The sequence below is a fragment of the Burkholderia sp. CpTa8-5 genome (assembly GCF_017815045.1).
In the GTDB taxonomy this organism is placed as follows: domain Bacteria; phylum Pseudomonadota; class Gammaproteobacteria; order Burkholderiales; family Burkholderiaceae; genus Burkholderia; species Burkholderia sola.
This window is the reverse complement of record NZ_JAGIQD010000049.1, coordinates 1-18,475: the sequence shown is the minus strand read 5'-3', so window position 1 is coordinate 18,475 and position 18,475 is coordinate 1. Positions and strand designations below refer to the sequence as shown.

19 protein-coding genes are annotated in these 18,475 nt (G+C 65.1%); 6 read left to right on the top strand and 13 right to left on the bottom strand.

Annotation, left to right across the window (positions count from 1 at the left end):
- Window positions 1-199: 199 nt before the first annotated feature.
- Window positions 200-1,399 carry an amino acid aminotransferase gene (locus J8I35_RS33810; RefSeq protein WP_124557677.1) on the bottom strand — a complete coding sequence of 400 codons (1,200 nt, stop codon included), beginning with the start codon at window positions 1,397-1,399 and terminating at the stop codon, window positions 200-202.
- A gap of 259 nt (window positions 1,400-1,658) precedes the next feature.
- Between J8I35_RS33810 and uvrB the strand changes: the two genes are divergently transcribed.
- From uvrB to J8I35_RS33785, 5 genes are all read left to right on the top strand, one after another.
- Entirely contained in the window at window positions 1,659-3,749 is a 2,091-nt protein-coding gene (uvrB, locus tag J8I35_RS33805) for an excinuclease ABC subunit UvrB (protein WP_050018183.1), read from the top strand.
- 226 nt (window positions 3,750-3,975) lie between these two features.
- Complete coding sequence (locus J8I35_RS33800) at window positions 3,976-4,527, top strand: iron transporter (protein WP_209929331.1); 552 nt, start codon at window positions 3,976-3,978, stop codon at window positions 4,525-4,527.
- 55 nt (window positions 4,528-4,582) lie between these two features.
- Window positions 4,583-4,915, top strand: a complete 333-nt coding sequence (locus J8I35_RS33795) for a cupredoxin domain-containing protein (protein WP_006478303.1) — start codon at window positions 4,583-4,585, stop codon at window positions 4,913-4,915.
- Window positions 4,916-4,973: 58 nt separating this feature from the next.
- Window positions 4,974-5,816, top strand: a complete 843-nt coding sequence (locus J8I35_RS33790; protein ID WP_209929330.1) for an FTR1 family protein — start codon at window positions 4,974-4,976, stop codon at window positions 5,814-5,816.
- The gene (locus tag J8I35_RS33785) at window positions 5,813-7,210 is read left to right on the top strand and encodes a 4Fe-4S binding protein (protein ID WP_050018185.1); all 1,398 of its coding nucleotides are present in this window, start codon (window positions 5,813-5,815) and stop codon (window positions 7,208-7,210) included. The genes J8I35_RS33790 and J8I35_RS33785 overlap by 4 nt, the downstream gene beginning before the upstream one ends.
- A 273-nt stretch (window positions 7,211-7,483) precedes the next feature.
- Here the strand turns inward: J8I35_RS33785 and J8I35_RS33780 are convergent, their stop codons facing one another.
- From J8I35_RS33780 to J8I35_RS33770, 3 genes are all read right to left on the bottom strand, one after another.
- Complete coding sequence (locus J8I35_RS33780) at window positions 7,484-7,729, bottom strand: hemin uptake protein HemP (protein ID WP_050018186.1); 246 nt, start codon at window positions 7,727-7,729, stop codon at window positions 7,484-7,486.
- 139 nt (window positions 7,730-7,868) lie between these two features.
- Window positions 7,869-8,351, bottom strand: coding sequence for an SRPBCC family protein (locus J8I35_RS33775; protein ID WP_050018187.1), 483 nt, complete (start codon window positions 8,349-8,351; stop codon window positions 7,869-7,871).
- Window positions 8,352-8,448: 97 nt separating this feature from the next.
- On the bottom strand, window positions 8,449-9,321 hold the full coding sequence (locus J8I35_RS33770; protein WP_050018188.1) for a pirin family protein: 873 nt from the start codon (window positions 9,319-9,321) through the stop codon (window positions 8,449-8,451).
- A 121-nt stretch (window positions 9,322-9,442) separates the two neighbouring features.
- On the opposite strand from J8I35_RS33770, the gene J8I35_RS33765 reads away from it, so the two are divergent.
- Entirely contained in the window at window positions 9,443-10,417 is a 975-nt protein-coding gene (locus J8I35_RS33765) for a LysR substrate-binding domain-containing protein (RefSeq protein ID WP_050018189.1), read from the top strand.
- 384 nt (window positions 10,418-10,801) lie between these two features.
- On the opposite strand, the gene J8I35_RS33760 is transcribed toward J8I35_RS33765, so the two are convergent.
- From J8I35_RS33760 to J8I35_RS33720, 9 genes are all read right to left on the bottom strand, one after another.
- A complete protein-coding gene (locus J8I35_RS33760) occupies window positions 10,802-11,230 on the bottom strand; it encodes a biopolymer transporter ExbD (protein ID WP_006478310.1) in 429 nt (142 codons plus the stop codon).
- A gap of 13 nt (window positions 11,231-11,243) precedes the next feature.
- Window positions 11,244-11,978, bottom strand: a complete 735-nt coding sequence (locus J8I35_RS33755; RefSeq protein WP_006483875.1) for a MotA/TolQ/ExbB proton channel family protein — start codon at window positions 11,976-11,978, stop codon at window positions 11,244-11,246.
- 35 nt (window positions 11,979-12,013) lie between these two features.
- The gene (locus tag J8I35_RS33750; protein WP_124557682.1) at window positions 12,014-12,745 is read right to left on the bottom strand and encodes an energy transducer TonB; all 732 of its coding nucleotides are present in this window, start codon (window positions 12,743-12,745) and stop codon (window positions 12,014-12,016) included.
- Window positions 12,746-12,963: 218 nt separating this feature from the next.
- Complete coding sequence (locus J8I35_RS33745; RefSeq protein WP_006482749.1) at window positions 12,964-13,200, bottom strand: (2Fe-2S)-binding protein; 237 nt, start codon at window positions 13,198-13,200, stop codon at window positions 12,964-12,966.
- A gap of 151 nt (window positions 13,201-13,351) precedes the next feature.
- Window positions 13,352-14,209: a glutamate racemase gene (gene murI, locus J8I35_RS33740; protein ID WP_209929329.1), complete on the bottom strand. Its 858-nt coding sequence runs from the start codon at window positions 14,207-14,209 to the stop codon at window positions 13,352-13,354.
- 19 nt (window positions 14,210-14,228) lie between these two features.
- Window positions 14,229-14,705: a bacterioferritin gene (gene bfr, locus J8I35_RS33735; protein ID WP_043188739.1), complete on the bottom strand. Its 477-nt coding sequence runs from the start codon at window positions 14,703-14,705 to the stop codon at window positions 14,229-14,231.
- A gap of 193 nt (window positions 14,706-14,898) precedes the next feature.
- Window positions 14,899-16,422 carry a fumarate hydratase gene (locus J8I35_RS33730; protein WP_050018192.1) on the bottom strand — a complete coding sequence of 508 codons (1,524 nt, stop codon included), beginning with the start codon at window positions 16,420-16,422 and terminating at the stop codon, window positions 14,899-14,901.
- A gap of 43 nt (window positions 16,423-16,465) precedes the next feature.
- Window positions 16,466-17,050, bottom strand: coding sequence for a TIGR00645 family protein (locus tag J8I35_RS33725; protein ID WP_050018193.1), 585 nt, complete (start codon window positions 17,048-17,050; stop codon window positions 16,466-16,468).
- Between the two features lie 112 nt (window positions 17,051-17,162).
- On the bottom strand, window positions 17,163-18,071 hold the full coding sequence (locus J8I35_RS33720) for a DMT family transporter (RefSeq protein WP_209929328.1): 909 nt from the start codon (window positions 18,069-18,071) through the stop codon (window positions 17,163-17,165).
- Between the last annotated feature and the right edge of the window lie 404 nt (window positions 18,072-18,475).

The following is an 18,475-nucleotide window of genomic DNA, read 5'->3' as shown; positions in this document are numbered from 1 at the left end:
TCCTGTCGGCGTTCCCGAGCGCCGCGCTCACCGGCCAGTCGTTCGTCGTCAGCCACGGCTGGTTCATGCAGTAACGCGGGAGCGGGCGGTATCGCCGTCCGCCGCGCTGGACGCTGGACTGCACAAAAAACGCGCTCCGTGGAGCGCGTTTTTCATGTCGGCGGGGCGGGGCCGGTGACAGCCGCCTCCCGGCGCGGCTTTACTTCAGGACCGCTGCGACCGCATTGGCGACCGCGTCGAGGTTGCGCGTGTTCAGCGCGGCCACGCAGATCCGGCCCGTGCCGACCGCATAGATGCCGAACTCGTCGCGCAGGCGATCGACTTGTGCCGAGGTCAGGCCCGAATACGAGAACATCCCGCGCTGCGCGTTGATGAAGCTGAAGTCACGATCGACGCCGCTCGCCTTCAGGCGTTCGACGAGACCATTGCGCATCGCGCGGATGCGATCGCGCATTTCGCCGAGTTCCTGCACCCACGAAGCGTGCAGTTCCGGCGACGCGAGCACCGCTGCGACCACTGCGCCGCCGTGGGTCGGCGGGTTCGAGTAGTTCGTGCGGATCACGCGCTTCAGTTGCGACAGCACGCGCGTGGCTTCTTCCTTGCTCGACGTGATGATCGACAGCGCGCCGACGCGCTCGCCGTACAGCGAGAACGACTTCGAGAACGACGACGACACGAACGCGTTCAGGTCGGCCGCGGCAAACAGGCGCACGGCAGCGGCATCGGCTTCGATGTTCTCGCCGAAGCCCTGGTAGGCCATGTCGAGGAACGGCACGAGGTTGCGCGCCTTCACGACGTCGACGACCTGTTGCCATTGCGCTTCGGTCAGGTCCACGCCGGTCGGGTTGTGGCAGCACGCGTGCAGCACGACGACCGTGCCGGCCGCGTAGCCGTTCAGCGCCGACAGCATGCCTTCGAAGTTCACGCCGTGGGTGGCCGCGTCGTAGTACGGGTACGCGACGACCTCGAAGCCGGCCGCTTCGAACAGCGCGCGATGGTTTTCCCAGCTCGGATCGCTGATCGCGACCTTCACGTTCGGGTTCAGGGTGCGCAGGAAATCGGCGCCGATCTTCAGCGCGCCGGTGCCGCCCAGTGCCTGGGCCGTGACCACGCGGCCCGCCGCGATCAGCGGCGAGTCGTTGCCGAGCAGCAGCTTCTGCACGGCTGCATCGTAGGCGGCGATCCCGTCGATCGGCAGGTAACCGCGCGGCAGGCCGGCCTCGACACGCGCCTTTTCCGCGTCGCGAACCGCGCGCAGCAGCGGAATCTTGCCGTCTTCGTTCGTGTACACGCCGACGCCGAGGTTGACCTTGGTCGGACGCGCATCGGCGTTGAAGGCTTCGTTCAGGCCCAGGATCGGGTCGCGGGGAGCAAGCTGGACAGCGGAGAAGAGCGACATGATGATTCGGCAGTAGTGAAAATAGGGTCAGGCTTTCAACCGGCGGGGCGGGCGCAGTGGACCGCGCCTGCGACGCGACGCCGGGAAGCGCAGCAGCCTGACATTGTAGCGAATTCATGCTGGCGGGGGCGGTCATTCCGTCGCGATCAAGGCGACGAATCGCGATTTCGGGCGGCCGTCGCGCGTCAGGAGTCGACAGCAGTTCGCACGGTCGCGAAGCGCTAGAATGCTTTCTTTGCCCTTGCTCCGGCCGCATTCCATGTCCGAACATCATGCCGAAGTCGGCGACGCGCTCGACGAATCCAAATTCGTCACTTTCGAAGGGTCGCCGTTCCAGCTTTACCAGCCCTATCCGCCCGCGGGCGACCAGCCGACCGCGATCGACACGCTCGTCGAAGGCGTCGGCGACGGCCTTGCCTTCCAGACGCTGCTCGGCGTAACCGGTTCGGGCAAGACCTTCACGATGGCGAACACGATCGCGCGGCTCGGCCGCCCGGCGATCGTGTTCGCGCCGAACAAGACGCTCGCGGCCCAGCTTTACGCGGAGTTCCGGGAGTTCTTCCCGCGCAACGCGGTCGAGTATTTCGTCTCGTACTACGACTACTACCAGCCTGAGGCCTACGTGCCGCAGCGCGACCTGTTCATCGAGAAGGATTCGTCGATCAACGAGCACATCGAGCAGATGCGGCTGTCGGCGACGAAGAGCCTGATGGAGCGCCGCGACGTGGTGATCGTCGCGACGGTGTCGGCGATCTACGGTATCGGCAATCCGTCCGAATACCACCAGATGATCCTGACGCTGCGAACCGGCGACAAGCTCGGCCAGCGCGACGTGATCGCGCGGCTGATCGCGATGCAATACACGCGCAACGAGCAGGATTTCCAACGCGGCACGTTCCGCGTGCGCGGCGACACGATCGACATCTTCCCCGCCGAACACGCGGAAATGGCCGTGCGCGTCGAGCTGTTCGACGACGAGGTCGAGACGCTGCACCTGTTCGACCCGCTGACCGGGCGCGTGCGGCAGAAGATTCCGCGTTTCACCGTGTATCCGTCGTCGCACTACGTGACGCCGCGCGACACCGTGATGCGCGCGGTCGAGACGATCAAGGACGAATTGCGCGAACGGCTCGAGTTCTTCCATCGCGAAGGCAAGCTCGTCGAGGCGCAGCGCCTCGAGCAGCGCACGCGCTTCGATCTCGAGATGCTGCAGGAGCTCGGCTTCTGCAAGGGCATCGAGAACTATTCGCGGCATTTCTCGGGCGCGGCGCCCGGCGATCCGCCGCCGACGCTCGTCGACTACCTGCCGCCCGATGCGCTGATGCTGCTCGACGAATCTCACGTGCTGATCGGCCAGCTGAACGGCATGTACAACGGCGACCGCGCACGCAAGGAAAACCTCGTCAATTACGGGTTTCGCCTGCCGTCCGCGCTCGACAACCGGCCGCTGAAGTTCCCCGAGTTCGAGCGCAAGATGCGGCAGGTCGTGTTCGTGTCGGCCACGCCGGCCGACTACGAGAAGCGCGTGACGGGGCAGATCGCCGAGCAGGTCGTGCGACCGACGGGCCTCGTCGATCCGGAAATCGAAGTGCGGCCGGCGAGCTCGCAGGTCGACGACGTGCTGACCGAGATCAACGCGCGCGTGAAGGCCGGCGAGCGCGTGCTGATCACGACGCTGACGAAGCGCATGGCCGAACAGCTGACCGAGTTCCTGGCCGACCATGGCGTCAAGGTGCGTTACCTGCACAGCGACATCGATACGGTCGAGCGCGTCGAGATCATCCGCGACCTGCGGCTCGGCACGTTCGACGTGCTGGTCGGGATCAACCTGCTGCGCGAGGGCCTCGACATTCCCGAAGTGTCGCTCGTCGCGATCCTCGACGCGGACAAGGAAGGCTTCCTGCGCGCCGAGCGCTCGCTGATCCAGACGATCGGCCGCGCCGCGCGGAACGTGAACGGCAAGGCGATCCTCTACGCGGACAACATGACCGAGTCGATGAAGCGCGCGATCGGCGAAACCGAGCGGCGCCGCGCGAAGCAGATCGCGTACAACGAAAAGATGGGCATCACGCCGCGCGGCGTCGTGAAGCGCATCAAGGACATCATCGACGGCGTCTACAACGCCGACGACGCGCGTGCGGAGCTGAAGGAGGCGCAGCAGCGCGCGAAATTCGAGGACATGTCGGAAAAGCAGCTCGCGAAGGAAATCAAGCGCCTCGAGAAGCAGATGGCCGACTACGCGAAGAACCTCGAGTTCGAGAAGGCCGCCGCGACCCGCGACCAGCTTGCCGTGCTGCGCGAACGCGTGTTCGGCGCGAACGTCGGCGACCACATCAGCGGCGGGCGGTAAATCTTTCCAAACGTCACCGTATCCTTTTGGTAAAGCGCCTGTAAGCCTTGTCGGATCAGGGGTTTACGGCGCTCTCCGTTTGTTCCGGAACGGGTTCGGTGCTAAACTCCCCATGTATTGAGAATAGTTCGCATTAACGTTCTTCGTCGCGTTAGTGTTTCCAGCGGGCGGCCCGGCGGCGGCCCGCATGTCGTCAAGATAGTCAGACAAATAACAAGGAGTGTCCATGTTGGGTTCTTCGTTCATCCGCACGACGGTTGCGGTAGCGGCGGCGCTGGCCGCGATGTCGGCCTCGGCTGCCGAGTATCCGATCGGCAAGCAGCAGATCCAGGGCGGCATGGAAATCGGCGCGGTGTATCTGCAGCCGATCACGATGGACCCGGAAGGCATGATGCGCAAGGCGTCGGATTCCGACATCCACCTTGAGGCCGACATCCATGCGGTCAAGAACAACCCGACCGGTTTCGCGGAAGGCGACTGGATGCCGTACCTGCAGGTCACCTACAAGCTGACGAAGCAGGGCGACACGAAGTGGAAGGCCGAAGGCGACCTGATGGGCATGGTCGCGAGCGACGGCCCGCACTACGGCGACAACGTGAAGCTCGCCGGCCCCGGCAAGTACCACCTGACGCTGGTCGTCAAGCCGCCGATGCAGTCCGGTCACATGGCGTTCGGTCGCCACATCGACAAGGAAACGGGCGTGGGCCCGTGGTTCAAGCCCATCACGCTCGAGTACGACTTCCCGTTCGCCGGTATCGGCAAGAAGGGCGGTTACTGACCGGTGGCATCACGAACGGCGCGCTTCGGCGCGCCGTCGGCGTAGAGAACCCAGTATGAAAATTCCCCAGAAAATCGTCGCCGCAGCCGCTGCGCTGTGGCTTGCCGGCGCGGCCCATGCGGCCGATCTGCCGACGTTCAAGCTCGAGATGACGGACGGCAAGCTGAACCCCGCCCGCATCGAAGTGCCGGCCGGCCAGCGTTTCAAAATCGAGATCAGGAACACCGGCAAGGGTGCCGCCGAATTCGAGAGCGTGCAGTTGCGCAAGGAGAAGGTGCTCGCGCCGGGCGCCGACTCGTTCGTCGTCGTCGCCCCGCTGTCGCCGGGCGAATACAAGTTTTTCGACGATTTCCACCAGCAGGCACAGGGCGTGATCGTCGCGAAGTAACGCGTTTTATCTGCGCGCGGGCGCGCCAGTCCCTTGCCCCGCGCGTCAGGAGGTATCGATGGGTCAGATCTTGTTCATCGTCTGGCGGGAGAGCGTCGAAGCGCTGCTCGTCGTCGGCATTCTCTATGCATGGCTGAAAAACGGCGACGACGACGCGCGCCGCGGCCTGCCTTTCCTCTGGGCCGGCGTCGGCGTCGGCCTGCTGATGGCCGTCGGCCTCGGCGCCGCGCTGGTCGGGTTCACCGAAGTGTTGTCCGGCGACGCGCAGGACTATTTCCAGACGGCGATGGTGCTGATCGCGTGCGTGCTGATCGTGCAGATGGTGCTGTGGATGCGCCGGCACGGCCGCACGCTGAAGCGCGACATGGAGCAATCGCTGCAGCAAAGCACGCGCGATTCGAACTGGTGGGGCGTCGCCGTGCTGGTCGCGCTCGCGATCGCGCGCGAAGGCAGCGAGACGGTGATCTTCCTGTACGGCCTCGGTTTCGGCCAGTCGGGCCACGTCGATGGCAGCCAGATGCTTGCGGTCGTGATCGGTCTCGGCCTCGCGTTCCTCACGTTCTATCTGCTGCAACTCGGCGGCAAGTACTTCTCGTGGCGGCATTTCTTCCGCGTCACCGAAGTGATGCTGCTGTTCCTCGGCGCGGGCCTGTTCCAGACCGGCGTCGACAAGCTGATCGACAAGGAAATCCTGCCGCTCGGCATCTCGCAAGTGTGGGACACGTCCGCGATCCTCGATGATTCGGGCACGTTCGGTTCGCTCGTCGCGACGCTGACCGGCTATCGCGCGCATCCGGCGCTGACCAACCTGGTCGCCTATGCGGTTTACTGGGCGGTCGTCTGGCTGCTGATGAAGCGCGCGAGCCGCCGTCCGGCCGTCGCAGCGGGTCGCGTGGCATGAGCGTTATCGCCGCCGTCAAGCCGGGCTGGCTCGCGCAGGCCGGCCAGTGGATGCAGCGCCACGGTGCGCTGATCCGGGGTATCCAGTGGATCGTCGTCGCCGTCTACGCGTTCCTGATCATCGTGCCGGCCGTGCTGCCGCTGCCGGACGATTCCGCGCATCTGTGGAACAACCTCACGCTCATCGCGCAGTTCGCGTTCTGGGGCATCTGGTGGCCGTTCGTGCTGCTGTCGATGGTGATGCTCGGCCGCGTGTGGTGCGGCGTGCTGTGCCCGGAGGGCGCGCTCACCGAATACGCGAGCAAGTTCGGCCGCGGCGGCCCGATTCCGCGCTGGATCCGGTGGGGCGGCTGGCCGTTCGTCGCGTTCGGCATCACGACGATCTACGGGCAGATGGTCAGCGTGTACCAGTACCCGCTCGCGGTGCTGTTCGTGCTCGGCGGCTCGACCGTCGGCGCGATCGTGATCGGCGTGCTGTACGGTCGCGAGAAGCGCGTGTGGTGCAAGTATCTGTGCCCGGTCAACGGCGTGTTCGGGCTGCTCGCGCGGCTTGCGCCGATGCGCTACAAGGTCGACGAGGATGCGTGGCGCCGTTCGTACAAGAACGGCGAGCACGGCCATCGCGTGATTCCGATCAATTGCGCGCCGCTCGTGCCGTTGCGCAACATGAAGGGCGCGGCGGACTGCCATATGTGCGGCCGCTGCAGCGGGCACCGCGACGCGATTTCGCTGTCGCTGCGCTCGCCGTCCGACGAAGTCGTGAATCTCGGTGCGGAGCGGGCCAATCCGTGGGACACCGCGCTGATCCTGTACGGCTTGCTCGGCGTGGCGATCGGTGCGTTCCACTGGACCGTCAGCCCGTGGTTCGTGCAGATCAAGCAATGGCTCGCGGGCTGGCTGATCGATCAGGACATCACGTGGCCGCTCGAGACCAATGCGCCGTGGTTCCTGCTCACGCACTACCCGGATCGCAATGACGTGTTCTCCTGGCTCGATGGCGGGCTGGTCGTCAGCTACATCGTCGGCACGGGGCTCGTGTACGGCACGGCGCTGCTGGTGTTGCTGGCCGGCGCCACATTGATGCTCGGCCGTTTCGATCGCGTGCGCCTGCATCACCTCGCCCAGGCGCTGATCCCGATCGCGGGCGCGGGCGTGTTCCTCGGGCTGTCGGCCACGACGCTGTCGTTGCTGCGCGCGGAGCATGTACCGCTCGGCTGGGCTACCGATGTGCGCATCGCGATTCTGGTCGGCGCCAACGTATGGAGTGCGTGGCTCGCGTGGCAGGTGACGGGGCGCTATGCGACGTGGCCGCGCCGGCTCGCGGCATTCGCGTGGTTCGCGGTCGGGCTGGCCGTCATCGACAGCGCGTGGTGGTTGATGTTCTGGGGGTTCTGAAGCGGCGTGTATGTCGCTTCTCGCTGTCGCGCATTGACGGCAGCTGTGACCCGGGCGGCGTGCTTCGCGCATTGGCTGCCCAAACGAAAAAGCGACACGTCCATCGACGTGTCGCTTTTTTCTTCCTTGTGCGAGAACCAAAAAAGTGGCTTGGCTTGCTGCAACGGCTGCTTGAGTGTGTTTGCACGAAGGGGTCTAGATCTCGCGTGCAAGCCGTTACGCTGGCTACTGCCCAACACCTCTCAGGGAGGTGGTCCCCACAATACTCGGTCGTTACTTCGTCAGGATCAGTTTGCCGAGCCGCGTGGCCCGCAACTGATAAGTCTCTCCGTTATGCGCGATGCTGACGTGGCTTTGGCCTTGCAGCAGCGCATCGCTGTTGACGACCCGCGTGCCTGCATCGCGGTTGCCGGCGGGTTTCGCCGGCGTGGTGACCGCTGCCGTCTTCTGGCGGCTGCTGGCTGCGGTGCTCGTGGTGCGGCGCAGGGTCAGCGTGGTCGGGCGCATGGTGTCGGTCATTCGGTTTGATCGGTGACTGTCGATACGATGGAATGAATTCTAAATGATAACTATTCCCATTTACAAAAACTCTTTATCGATCGATTCGTCTGGGCTGATAGCCTGAGTCAAAGGGGCGGCCCGCAGGCCGCCGCCGGGTTCAGTGCAGCGGATCAGGGTCCTTGCGACCCTGCGCGTATTCGCGGATCAGGCGAACGGTGTCGATGTCCGACGTGCGGTACGCCTCCTTGACGATCCCGTGCGTCTGTCGCGCTTCTTCGCTGTCGTCGGTGACCGTCAGCGTCGTGCGGTACTCGAAACGCAGGAACAGCTCGTGGTCGTCGCGTTCCTCGATCGTCATCGTCAGCGAGCCACCGATCTCGCCATCGGCCGCACGGATGTCGTAGCGGACCTGCTGGTTCGGCGTGAACGTCACGTGGTCGCGCACGGTCGCGTGGCCGTAGTGCAGTTCGCGTTCGAGCGTCGTGTCCGTCCGCTCGCGGATGACGCAGCTGTCGAGGCCGATCACGAACAGTTGCGGCTGTTCGGCACGCAGGACGAGACCTTCCCAGAGCTGGTCGCGGTTGAGGCTCGGCACGGCCGGATCGTCGGAATTGATCTGGATCAGATGTTCGAAGTTCAAGGGGACGGGTTCCTTCTGGTGGCGGGCGGCCACATGGTTCAAGAAGTTATTGTGACGCAAAACCATCGGCTTCGCGGCACCTGCCACCCGATCCGATTCACGCTTCGATGCGACCCATGCGACCGGTCTGATAGTCGACGACAGCCTGCCGGATCTCTTCCTCGGTATTCATCACGAACGGGCCGTAACGGACGATCGGCTCGTTGAGCGGCACGCCGCCGATCAGCAGCAGGTCGAGCGACGTGTCGCCGGCAGCGAACGTGACGGTGTCGCCATCGTCGCCGTAGACGATCATGTGCCGTGCGTCGACAGCTTGCCTGTCGGGCCCGTAAAGGCCCCTTCCGTCGATCGGATAGGCAAACACGCGATAACCGGCCGGCACGGGCTGCGTGACCGTTGCACCGGGCTCCAGCGTGAAGTGCTGGTAGAGGATCGGCGTGCGCGTCTCGATCGCGGCTTTTACGCCGAATGCTTCGCCCGCGATGACGCGCACGCGCGCGCGGCCGTCCGGCGATGTCGCGGTCGGAATGCGGGCGGCCGGGATCTCCTGGTAGCGCGGCGCGATCATCTTGTCGCGGCGCGGCAGGTTGACCCACAGCTGGAAGCCGTGGGAGCGTCCGCCTGCCCGAGCGAACGCCGGTTCGGGCATCTCGCTGTGCACGACGCCGGCGCCGGCCGTCATCCACTGCACGTCGCCGGGGCCGAGCGTGCCGGCATGGCCGGACGAGTCGCGATGGCGGAAGCGTCCATCGAGCGCGTAGGTCACGGTCTCGAAGCCGCGATGCGGATGGTCGGGCGCACCCACGGCTTCGCCGGGCGCGTAGTCGACGGGGCCCATTTCATCGAGCAGCAGGAACGGATCGAAATCCATCAGCAGCCGCGTCGGGAACGGGCGGTGAACCACGAAACCGCCGCCTTCGGTGGTGCGAAGCGCGGGGTAGGTGCGATCAAGCGAGCGAGCGGTGGTCATGGGAAGCCCTCGAAATCATCGGAATAGCGTTATTTTTGAAACATAGCGCTATTATATTGGGCGTTTTCCCGTTCGATTGGCGGTGGTTCGCAATGGATTGTTCTGAAATTGGAACGATGAGATGAATATCGATGCACATAACCTGAACGACCTGATGTACTTCTCGCAGGTCGTTGAACATGGGGGCTTTTCGGCCGCCGAACGCGTGCTGGGCATCTCGAAATCGCGTCTGTCGCGGCGCCTGACCGAGCTCGAGGCCGCGCTCGGCGTGCGCCTGCTTCAGCGCTCGACGCGCAAGCTCGCACTGACCGAGGCGGGGGAGCTGTTCTACCAGCATTGCCAGGCGATGCTCGCCGAAGCACGGGCCGCGATGAACGCGGTGCAGCAATTGCGCGCGTCGCCACGCGGCTCGGTGCGCGTTAGCGTGCCGGTGACGCTGTCGCAGACAATGCTGTCGCGCATCCTGCCCGAATTCCTGCGCCGCTATCCCGAGGTGAAGGTGCATGTGCGCGTGACGAATCGCGTGATCGACCTGTTCGAGGATTCGATCGACGTCGCGTTGCGCGTGCGCTCGGAGCCGCCGCAGAACGCGAACATCGTCGTGCGGCCGCTGTGGCGCACCGAGCAGATGCTGGTCGGCGCGCCGAGCCTGCTGAGCCAGAACGCGCCGCCGCTGGCGCCGGACGACTTGACCGGCTTCGAGACGCTCGATACGCCGAGCGTCGACGGCCGGCACGTATTCAACCTGATCGCGCCGGACGGAACGCGTCACGTGCACGAGCATGATCCGCGTCTCGTGACGGCCGACCTGATGACGATCCGCGAGGCCGTGCTCGACGGCCTCGGCATCGCGGCGCTGCCGGAGATGATGTACGGCAACGCGTTGCGCGCGGGGCAACTGTCGCCGGTGATGCCGGGCTGGACGCTGCCGGTGCCGCAGCTGTATGCGGTGTTCGTGTCGCGTCAGGGGATGCCGCCCGCGGTCCGTGCGTTCGTCGATTACCTGGTCGAGAAGCTCGACCATGGCGCATACAAGGAGCCGGGTTGCCCCGAGCGTGCGAAGAAGGAAACGGCAGCCGATGTTTCGGCCACCTGAACACGGCACGCACGACGACGCAAATTTGTTTTGTCATTGAAGCGTCGGCTGCAATCGCAAGTTTCAATCGCCGGAACCTTGAATGCGTGCGCGGGCGGGCCTATATTGAAATCCCATTTCGCGAAGGAAGTTCTGAGCGAAATCAGGTGGCCGCATATATTGTGAGCCAGATAGGGCAGAACGCGCAGTCCGTGCAGACCACGGCAGAGTCGCATTTGCGTTGCTCGAGGCGTAACCGATACCGCCGAAGAGCCCGCCGCCCGAAGGCGCCCGCGTGCGCATGAAAAAAGGCCTTCATCTGGCGATGAAGGCCTTTTACTTTAGGTACGGCCGGTTAGGTACGGCCGGCTAGCTGCGCAGTGGCGACGGCGGAACGTGCGTGCGTTACTTCGCTTTCGCGCCCGGCTCCGTCACGAAGCCGAGTTTTGTCAGGCCGCCAGCTTGCGCATCCGACATCACTTCCGCGACGTGTTCGTAGGCAACCTTGCGGTCCGCGCGCAGATGCAATTCCGGCTGCGGCGTGCGCTTCGCAGCTTCCGCAATGCGTGCCTGCAGCTGTTCGCGCGTGACCGTGTGGTCGTCCCACAGGATCGTGCCGTCGCCCTGGATCGCGACGTCGACGGTCTGCGGCTTTTCGTCGACGGGCTGGCTGCTGGCGTGCGGCAGGTCGATCTTCACCGCATGCTGCATCGCCGGGATCGTCACGAGGAAAATGATCAGGAGTACGAGCATGACGTCGACGAGCGGCGTCATGTTGATCTCGCTCATCACGGCATCGTCGTCATCGTCGCTGAAACCGGTGTTCATGGCCATGGTTCACCTCGTCTCAGCTGGCGGCGCGCGATGCGAGACGCAGGCCGTCGCGCGTCGACGACGACGCGAGGCTCGCGCCCGTCACGAAGTACGCATGCAGGCCGTGCGCGAAGCGGCGCAGCTTGCTGACGACGCCCTTGTTCGCGCGGGTCAGCGCGTTGTAGCCGAGCACCGCGGGAATCGCGACGAACAGGCCGAAGGCCGTCATGATCAGCGATTCGCCGACCGGGCCTGCGACCTGGTCGATCGACGTCTGGCCGGTGGCGCCGATCGCAAGCAGCGCGTGATAGATGCCCCAGACCGTGCCGAACAGGCCGACGAACGGCGCCGTGCTGCCGACCGATGCGAGGATCGCGAGGCCGCTCTGCATGCGCGAAATGCCTTCGTCCATCGTGTCCTTCAGGCAGCGCGTGACCCAGTCCGATACGTCCATGCGGTCGTGCAGGTGCGGTTGCGTCTGATGGTGGTGGTCGGCGGCTTCCTTGCCCGACAGCGCGAGCGCGAGGAACGGGTTGTCGTTCGGCGTCGATGCGGCGAGGCCGAGCTTCTTGATGCCGTCGTCGAAATTGTCGGAATGCCAGAATGCCTGTTCGGCATTCTTCGTGAGGCGGTTCAGGCGGATCACGTTCCAGCCCTTGATGACGATCACGATCCACGACAGGACCGACATCACGAGCAGCGTGATCGCGATGGCGCGCGTGACGAAATCACCTTGCGCCCAGACGTGCGCGATACCGTAGCTTTGCATTTTTTGTTTCCTTTGAATCTTCCGGATGAGGCAGGTTAGTCGGTGAGCCCGAAGCTGTAGGGCTGTGTGCGGGCGGCGCGGATCGCCTGGCCGTTCTCGACGTACGGGCGGCAGGTGGTCGAGCGCATCGCGTCGAGTGCGGCATCGTCGAGGCGCGGATAGCCGCTGCTCTTCTGCAGATCGATGCTTTCGATCTTGCCGGTCACGCCGACGACGAAGTGAACATAGGCGGTGCCCGATTCGCCGCGGCGGCGCGACATCGACGGATAGTCGGGCTTCACGAAGTTGCATTGGAGCGTCGGCACGTTCTTCGGTGCGCTGACCTGCATCGTTTCGCGCGCCGGGCCCGGCGTGGCGGCCGGAGCCGCGGGAGCGGGCGCGGCCGGCGCCGGCGTTGGATCGGCTGCGGGAGCGGGTGTGGGCGATGGGGCCGGCGACGGCGCAAGCGGCTGCGGGGTCGGCTTCGCCGCCTTTTGCACCGGCTTCGGCTCGACCTTCGGCTTTACGCGCGGCACGGGCTTCGGCGGTGCCGGCTGCGGGATCGACTCGGCCGCGACCTGCTGCGCGATCGGCGCGGGCGTGATGAGCTGCGCGGTGATCGTCTGGACCTCGACCGATTTCGGCGGCGGTGCGTTGCGATGGAGCCACGCGGCCGTCAGCATGATCGCGTGTGCGGCAAGCACACCGACCGCGACGACGATCACTCGGGGATTCATACGTGGTGCAGCCGGCATGGCGCCGGCAGGAGCGAGATGCGAAGCCTGCATGTTAGCTTGAAAGAACGACGTCGCACCCGGGGCGCGGCGGGTGAATCGGCATCACTTGCGGAAGATCAGCAGCGAGATGCAAACGGTGGTTACGAATCCGATCAGCAATTCCATCACAGGCTCCTTGGCAGGTAAGCCGTTGGCTCGCGCAGACGGTGGCTTGCTGACGGTCAAGACAAAAAATGCGGCCTGGGCCGCATGCGCACGCTCGGCGCCGCTCAGGCGGCCTTGCGGTCGTAGAACGTGACCGGAATCGGATGCGCATGATGCTCGACACCGCAACGGCTCGCGCAGACGCCTTGCTCGGCCATGAGGTCGCGTACGGACTCCTCGCACTTGCCGCAGCACGTGGCCACGCCGAGCTCGAACTGGAGTTCATCGAAAGAGTTCACGCCCTCGGCGAGGGACGCGCGAATCTTGCGATCCGAAACAGACTTGCACACGCAGACGATCATGATGAGTTGCGATAGCTAACGTTAATGCGAATTATTATCATTAATTTTGCGGAGGTTGACAAGCCTGGGTCGGGCTTTTTTTAAGGTCATCGGACCCTTGAAACGGCGGGGGAAGGCGAAGTCGTCGCGGGAGCGGGCGTACCGACCCGCGTCAGGCGGTCGCGCAGGCGCGCGCGTTCGGCGACGAAATGGTGACGGATTCGACCGGCGCATCGAGGCCGAGCAGCGTCGACGCGAGCGCGCGCAGTTGCAGGCCGTCGCTTGTCGAGCAGAAGCGCGGCGGCGCGGCATGCGTGCCGGCCGGCGCGCGCAGACCGCGCTCGTCGAGCACCCGCGCGAGCTGGCGCGCGATGGCATCGCTCGTATCGACGATCGTCAGGCGCTCGCCAACAAGGTTACGAATCGTGTCTGTGAAGAACGGGTAGTGCGTGCAGCCGAGGACCAGCGTATCGGCGCCATCGTCGAGCATCGGCTGGATGTAACGCTCGAGCAGCGCGCGCAATGCGGGCGAGTTCGTGTCGCCGCGTTCGATCGCTTCGACGAGCCCGTGGCCGGGCTGGCAGATGAAGCGGCGGCCGGTGCCGTAGCGGTCGAGCAGTGCCTGGAAGCGCGGGCTGTTCAGCGTCGATTGCGTGGCGAGGACGCCCGCGACGCCGGTCGTGGACAGCGCGGCGGCCGGCTTGATGCCCGGCTCGACGCCGACGAGCGGGATCGACAGGCGTTCGCGGATGGCCGCGATCGCCCGTGCCGTGGCCGTGTTGCACGCGATGACGAGCGCTTTCGCGCCTTCGCGGGCGAGCCACTCGCCGATCGCCAGCGTGCGTTCCGTGATGAATGCCTCGTCGCGCGGGCCATACGGCGCGTGGTGCGAGTCGGCGACGTAGACGAACGATTCGCCGGGCAGATGCGCGCGCGCGGCGCGCAGCACCGACAGACCGCCGAGCCCCGAGTCGAAGATGCCGACAGGGGCGGTGGCGCGCGGCGCGGGTGCGGCGGACGGGTTCGTCATCGTCGGGCGGGCGGTGCGATTACTCGGCCGAACCCATCATCGTTTGCTGATAGTTCTGCAGGCCGACCTTGCCGATCAGGTCGATCTGCGTTTCGAGCCAGTCGATGTGCTCTTCGGTGTCGTCGAGAATCTTTTCGAAGATCTCGCGCGACACGTAGTCGCGAACCGATTCGCAGTAGGCGATCGCTTCCTTGCAGGTGGACTGCGAGATCTGCTCGAGCTTCAGGTCGCACTTCAGGATCTCTTCGGTTTCCTCGCCGACGAGCAGCTTGTGCAGGTCCTGCAGGTTCGGCAGGCCGTCGAGCATGAACACGCGCTCGATCAGCCAGTCGGCGTGTTTCATTTCGCCGATCGACTCATCGTATTCGTGCTTGCCGAGCTTCTCGAGGCCCCAGTGCTTGTACATGCGCGCATGCAGGAAGTACTGGTTGATCGCCGTGAGTTCGTTCTTCAGTTGGGCGTTCAGATATTCGATGACTTTCTTGTCGCCTTGCATGGCTATTCCTTGTTCAGTGGGGCTTCAGAAACCGAACGATAATCGCTCGAACGAGAAAAGCCAAGCCTCGAAGCCTTGTCGGGCCTGCCTTTCGCGTGTAATGAGAATCAGCCTCGAACGACCGGCCGAACACAATAATGAGAATGAGAAGTAAAAAGGCCGGACGTCCGTCCGGCCTTTCGTTCGATCGCGCTTAAGCGGTGGCGACCGGGATCTTGCCGATCTTCGCCTGCCATTCCTTCGGACCGGTCTGGTGCACCGACGTGCCCGACGAATCGACGGCCACCGTCACCGGCATATCCTGCACGTCGAACTCGTAGATCGCTTCCATGCCGAGGTCTTCGAACGCGAGCACCTTCGCGCCGCGGATCGCCTTCGACACGAGGTAGGCCGCCCCGCCGACCGCCATCAGGTAGGCTGCCTTGTGCTTCTTGATCGCGTCGATCGCGACCGGGCCGCGCTCGGCCTTGCCGACCATCGAGATCAGACCCGTCTGAGCGAGCATCGTCTCGGTGAACTTGTCCATGCGCGTGGCCGTCGTCGGGCCGGCCGGACCGACCACTTCGTCGCGCACCGGATCGACCGGGCCGACGTAGTAGATCACGCGGTTCGTGAAATCGACCGGCAGCTGCTCGCCCTTCGCGAGCATGTCGGCGATGCGCTTGTGCGCGGCGTCGCGGCCGGTGAGCATCTTGCCGGACAGCAGCAGCGTCTGGCCCGGCGTCCAGCTCGCGACTTCTTCCGGCGTCAGCGTGTTCAGGTCGACGCGCTTGCTGGTTTCCGTGTTCGGCTCCCACTGCACCTTCGGCCAGGCATCGAGCGACGGCGCTTCAAGCTTGGCCGGGCCCGAACCGTCGAGCACGAAGTGCGCGTGGCGCGTGGCCGCGCAGTTCGGGATCAGCGCGACCGGCTTCGAGGCCGCGTGCGTCGGCGCCGCCATGATCTTCACGTCGAGCACGGTCGCGAGGCCGCCGAGGCCCTGCGCGCCGATGCCGAGCGCGTTGACCTTCTCGTGCAGTTCCACGCGCAGTTCCTCGACCCAGTCCTTCGGGCCGCGCGCGATGATTTCCTGGATGTCGATCGGCTCCATCAGCGATTCCTTCGCCATCAGCATCGCCTTCTCGGCGGTGCCGCCGATGCCGATCCCGAGCATGCCCGGCGGGCACCAGCCGGCGCCCATCGTCGGGACCGTCTTCAGCACCCAGTCGACGATCGAGTCGGACGGGTTCAGCATCACGAACTTCGACTTGTTTTCCGAGCCGCCGCCCTTGGCCGCGACCTGCACGTCGACCTTGTCGCCCGGCACGATCTCGTAGTGGATCACGGCCGGCGTGTTGTCCTTCGTGTTCTTGCGGGCACCTTCCGGCGGATTGACGATCGACGCGCGCAGCACGTTGTCCGGGTGCGTGTAACCGCGGCGCACGCCTTCGTTGATCATGTCGGTGAGGCCCATCGTCGCGCCGTCCCAGCGCACGTCCATGCCGACCTTCACGAAGATCGTCACGATGCCGGTGTCCTGGCAGATCGGGCGCTTACCTTCCGCGCACATGCGGCTGTTCGTGAGGATCTGCGCAATCGCGTCCTTCGCCGCCGGGCTCTCTTCCAGCTCGTACGCGCGGCCGAGGGCCTGGATGTAGTCGAGCGGGTGGTAGTAGCTGATGTACTGCAGCGAATCCGCGATGCTCTGGATCAGGTCTTCCTGTTTGATGACGGTCATGGCTGAGACTCTGTGGGGACAGTGGGAATGGTTTGCCGACGGTTCAGGCCGCCGGTCGGGACGCCGCGGGCGCATGCGCCTCGTGGAAATGGGCCGGGTGCGTATGCGTCGTCAGGCGGTCGACCCACGCCATCACGAGCGCCGACACGAGGAACGACACGTGGATGAGCACCTGCCACATGATCGCGTGCGTCGTGTGCTGGTCGGGGTTGATGAAGGTCTTCAGCAGGTGGATCGACGAAATGCTGATCAGCGCCATCGACAGCTTGACCTTCAGCACGCCCGCGTTCACGTGGTCGAGCCATTCGGGCTCGTCGGGGTGGCCCTCGATGCCGAGCCGCGACACGAACGTTTCATACCCGCCGACGATCACCATGATCAGCAGGTTCGAGATCATCACCACGTCGATCAGGCCGAGCACGGCGAGCATCACGCTGATTTCGTCGAGGCCCGCCGCATGCGACAGCAGGTGCCAGACTTCCTTCAGGAACAGGAACACATAGACGGCCTGCGCGACGATCAGGCCGAGGTAAAGCGGCACCTGGAGCCAGCGGCTCATGAAAATCAGCGCGGGAAGGGGGCGAAGCGGGCGACGGCCAGGATGGCCGGGCGAATGCGGGGCGGACATGTCGGGGTACGGGCGCGGTGCGCAGGTATCGGGGATGATCTTGAAAAGGCGCGCTATTGTAACGCGTCGGCCGGCGCGGTTGCAGCGACGCGCCGGCACTGCCGGGGACGGATCAGGACGCGGCGGCCGGCACGCGTTTCACGCGCAGGCTCGCGAGCACGATGCCGGCGACGACGCACGCGAGCGCGATGCCGTGCGCGAGCGTCGGGCGCTCGCCGAGGAACGCGATGCCGTACGCGGCCGCGGCGATCGGTAGCACCGCGCTGAACACGCCGGCGAGGCTGCCCGGCACGTGCCGGATGCCCTTCATCCACAGCCAGAACGAGAAGATGCTGGCCGACAGCCCGTACCAGACGACGAGCGCCCAGGTGCCGGCGGGCACGCTCGCGTAATCGAAGTGCCACAGCGCGGTTGCGCCGAGCGGCAGCATCAGGAACAGGCCGAACAGGTGCGTGTACGCGCAGATGTCGATCGGCGCGAGCGTCTGCGTGAGCCGGCGCGACAGGATCACGTAGATCGATTCGCAGCACACCGCGCCGAGGATCAGCAGGTTGCCGGTCAGCGAGCCGGACGCGTCGCCCTGCGCGCCGTGACCGGCCGCGCCGCCGTTGGCGAGGTTGATCGTCACGACGCCGATGATCGCGAGCGCGATCGACACGAGCGCACGGCCGTTCGGTTTTTCACGCAGGATCAGCCACGCGAACAGCGCGACGATCGCCGGGATCGTGCTCGTGATGACGCCCGCGGCCACCGCGCTCGTGCGCTGCACGCCGTTGAGCATCAGCAGCGTGAACATGAAGGTGCCGAAGAAGGCCTGCAGGAACAGGTTCAGCCATTCGCCGCGCTTGACCGCGCGCATCTTCACGGGGCTGAACAGCGGCGACAGCACGGCGATCGCGATCACGAAGCGCAGCGTGGCGAGGATGGCGACGGGGACGAATGCAACGATGGATTTACCGATACCGACGTTGCTGCCGACGAACAGCATCGACAGGATGAGGAAGAGGGCGTAGCGATTCAAGCTGGAATCCGGAAGGCGAGTTCAGTTAGGATTGTAGGGTCGCGGTCGCAACAGCGTAAAGCCGACCTCGATGCGGCGCCGCCCGGCGCACGAAACGGCCATGCCGCGTAAGTGACGGGTAAGTTGGAGCGCTTATCGTGGAAACTGCCGGGCCGCAGATCATCATCGTGTGACGTGGTGCGGTGCAGCATCGTGCGCAGGCTTCGCGGCCGCGTGCGGGTGGTGGGAGACAGCGGCGCGCAGGCGCCGGCCAAGACGACGCGCGGCGCGCACGATCGCGCCGCCATGCAGAGGATTCATGTTCACCAAGGGGTTGTCGATGTCTGCGATTGAATCGGTTCTTCACGAAACCCGTCAGTTCGCGCCGCCCGCGGCGCTCGAGCAGACGGCGACCATTTCCGGCA

Coding starts and splice junctions, on each gene's coding strand:
- J8I35_RS33810 (WP_124557677.1), bottom strand. CDS start 1,399: ATGTCGCTCTTCTCCGCTGTCCAGCTTGCTCCCCGCGACCCGATCCTG.
- uvrB (WP_050018183.1), top strand. CDS start 1,659: ATGTCCGAACATCATGCCGAAGTCGGCGACGCGCTCGACGAATCCAAA.
- J8I35_RS33800 (WP_209929331.1), top strand. CDS start 3,976: ATGTTGGGTTCTTCGTTCATCCGCACGACGGTTGCGGTAGCGGCGGCG.
- J8I35_RS33795 (WP_006478303.1), top strand. CDS start 4,583: ATGAAAATTCCCCAGAAAATCGTCGCCGCAGCCGCTGCGCTGTGGCTT.
- J8I35_RS33790 (WP_209929330.1), top strand. CDS start 4,974: ATGGGTCAGATCTTGTTCATCGTCTGGCGGGAGAGCGTCGAAGCGCTG.
- J8I35_RS33785 (WP_050018185.1), top strand. CDS start 5,813: ATGAGCGTTATCGCCGCCGTCAAGCCGGGCTGGCTCGCGCAGGCCGGC.
- J8I35_RS33780 (WP_050018186.1), bottom strand. CDS start 7,729: ATGACCGACACCATGCGCCCGACCACGCTGACCCTGCGCCGCACCACG.
- J8I35_RS33770 (WP_050018188.1), bottom strand. CDS start 9,321: ATGACCACCGCTCGCTCGCTTGATCGCACCTACCCCGCGCTTCGCACC.
- J8I35_RS33765 (WP_050018189.1), top strand. CDS start 9,443: ATGAATATCGATGCACATAACCTGAACGACCTGATGTACTTCTCGCAG.
- J8I35_RS33760 (WP_006478310.1), bottom strand. CDS start 11,230: ATGGCCATGAACACCGGTTTCAGCGACGATGACGACGATGCCGTGATG.
- J8I35_RS33755 (WP_006483875.1), bottom strand. CDS start 11,978: ATGCAAAGCTACGGTATCGCGCACGTCTGGGCGCAAGGTGATTTCGTC.
- J8I35_RS33750 (WP_124557682.1), bottom strand. CDS start 12,745: ATGCAGGCTTCGCATCTCGCTCCTGCCGGCGCCATGCCGGCTGCACCA.
- J8I35_RS33745 (WP_006482749.1), bottom strand. CDS start 13,200: ATGATCGTCTGCGTGTGCAAGTCTGTTTCGGATCGCAAGATTCGCGCG.
- murI (WP_209929329.1), bottom strand. CDS start 14,209: ATGACGAACCCGTCCGCCGCACCCGCGCCGCGCGCCACCGCCCCTGTC.
- bfr (WP_043188739.1), bottom strand. CDS start 14,705: ATGCAAGGCGACAAGAAAGTCATCGAATATCTGAACGCCCAACTGAAG.
- J8I35_RS33730 (WP_050018192.1), bottom strand. CDS start 16,422: ATGACCGTCATCAAACAGGAAGACCTGATCCAGAGCATCGCGGATTCG.
- J8I35_RS33725 (WP_050018193.1), bottom strand. CDS start 17,050: ATGTCCGCCCCGCATTCGCCCGGCCATCCTGGCCGTCGCCCGCTTCGC.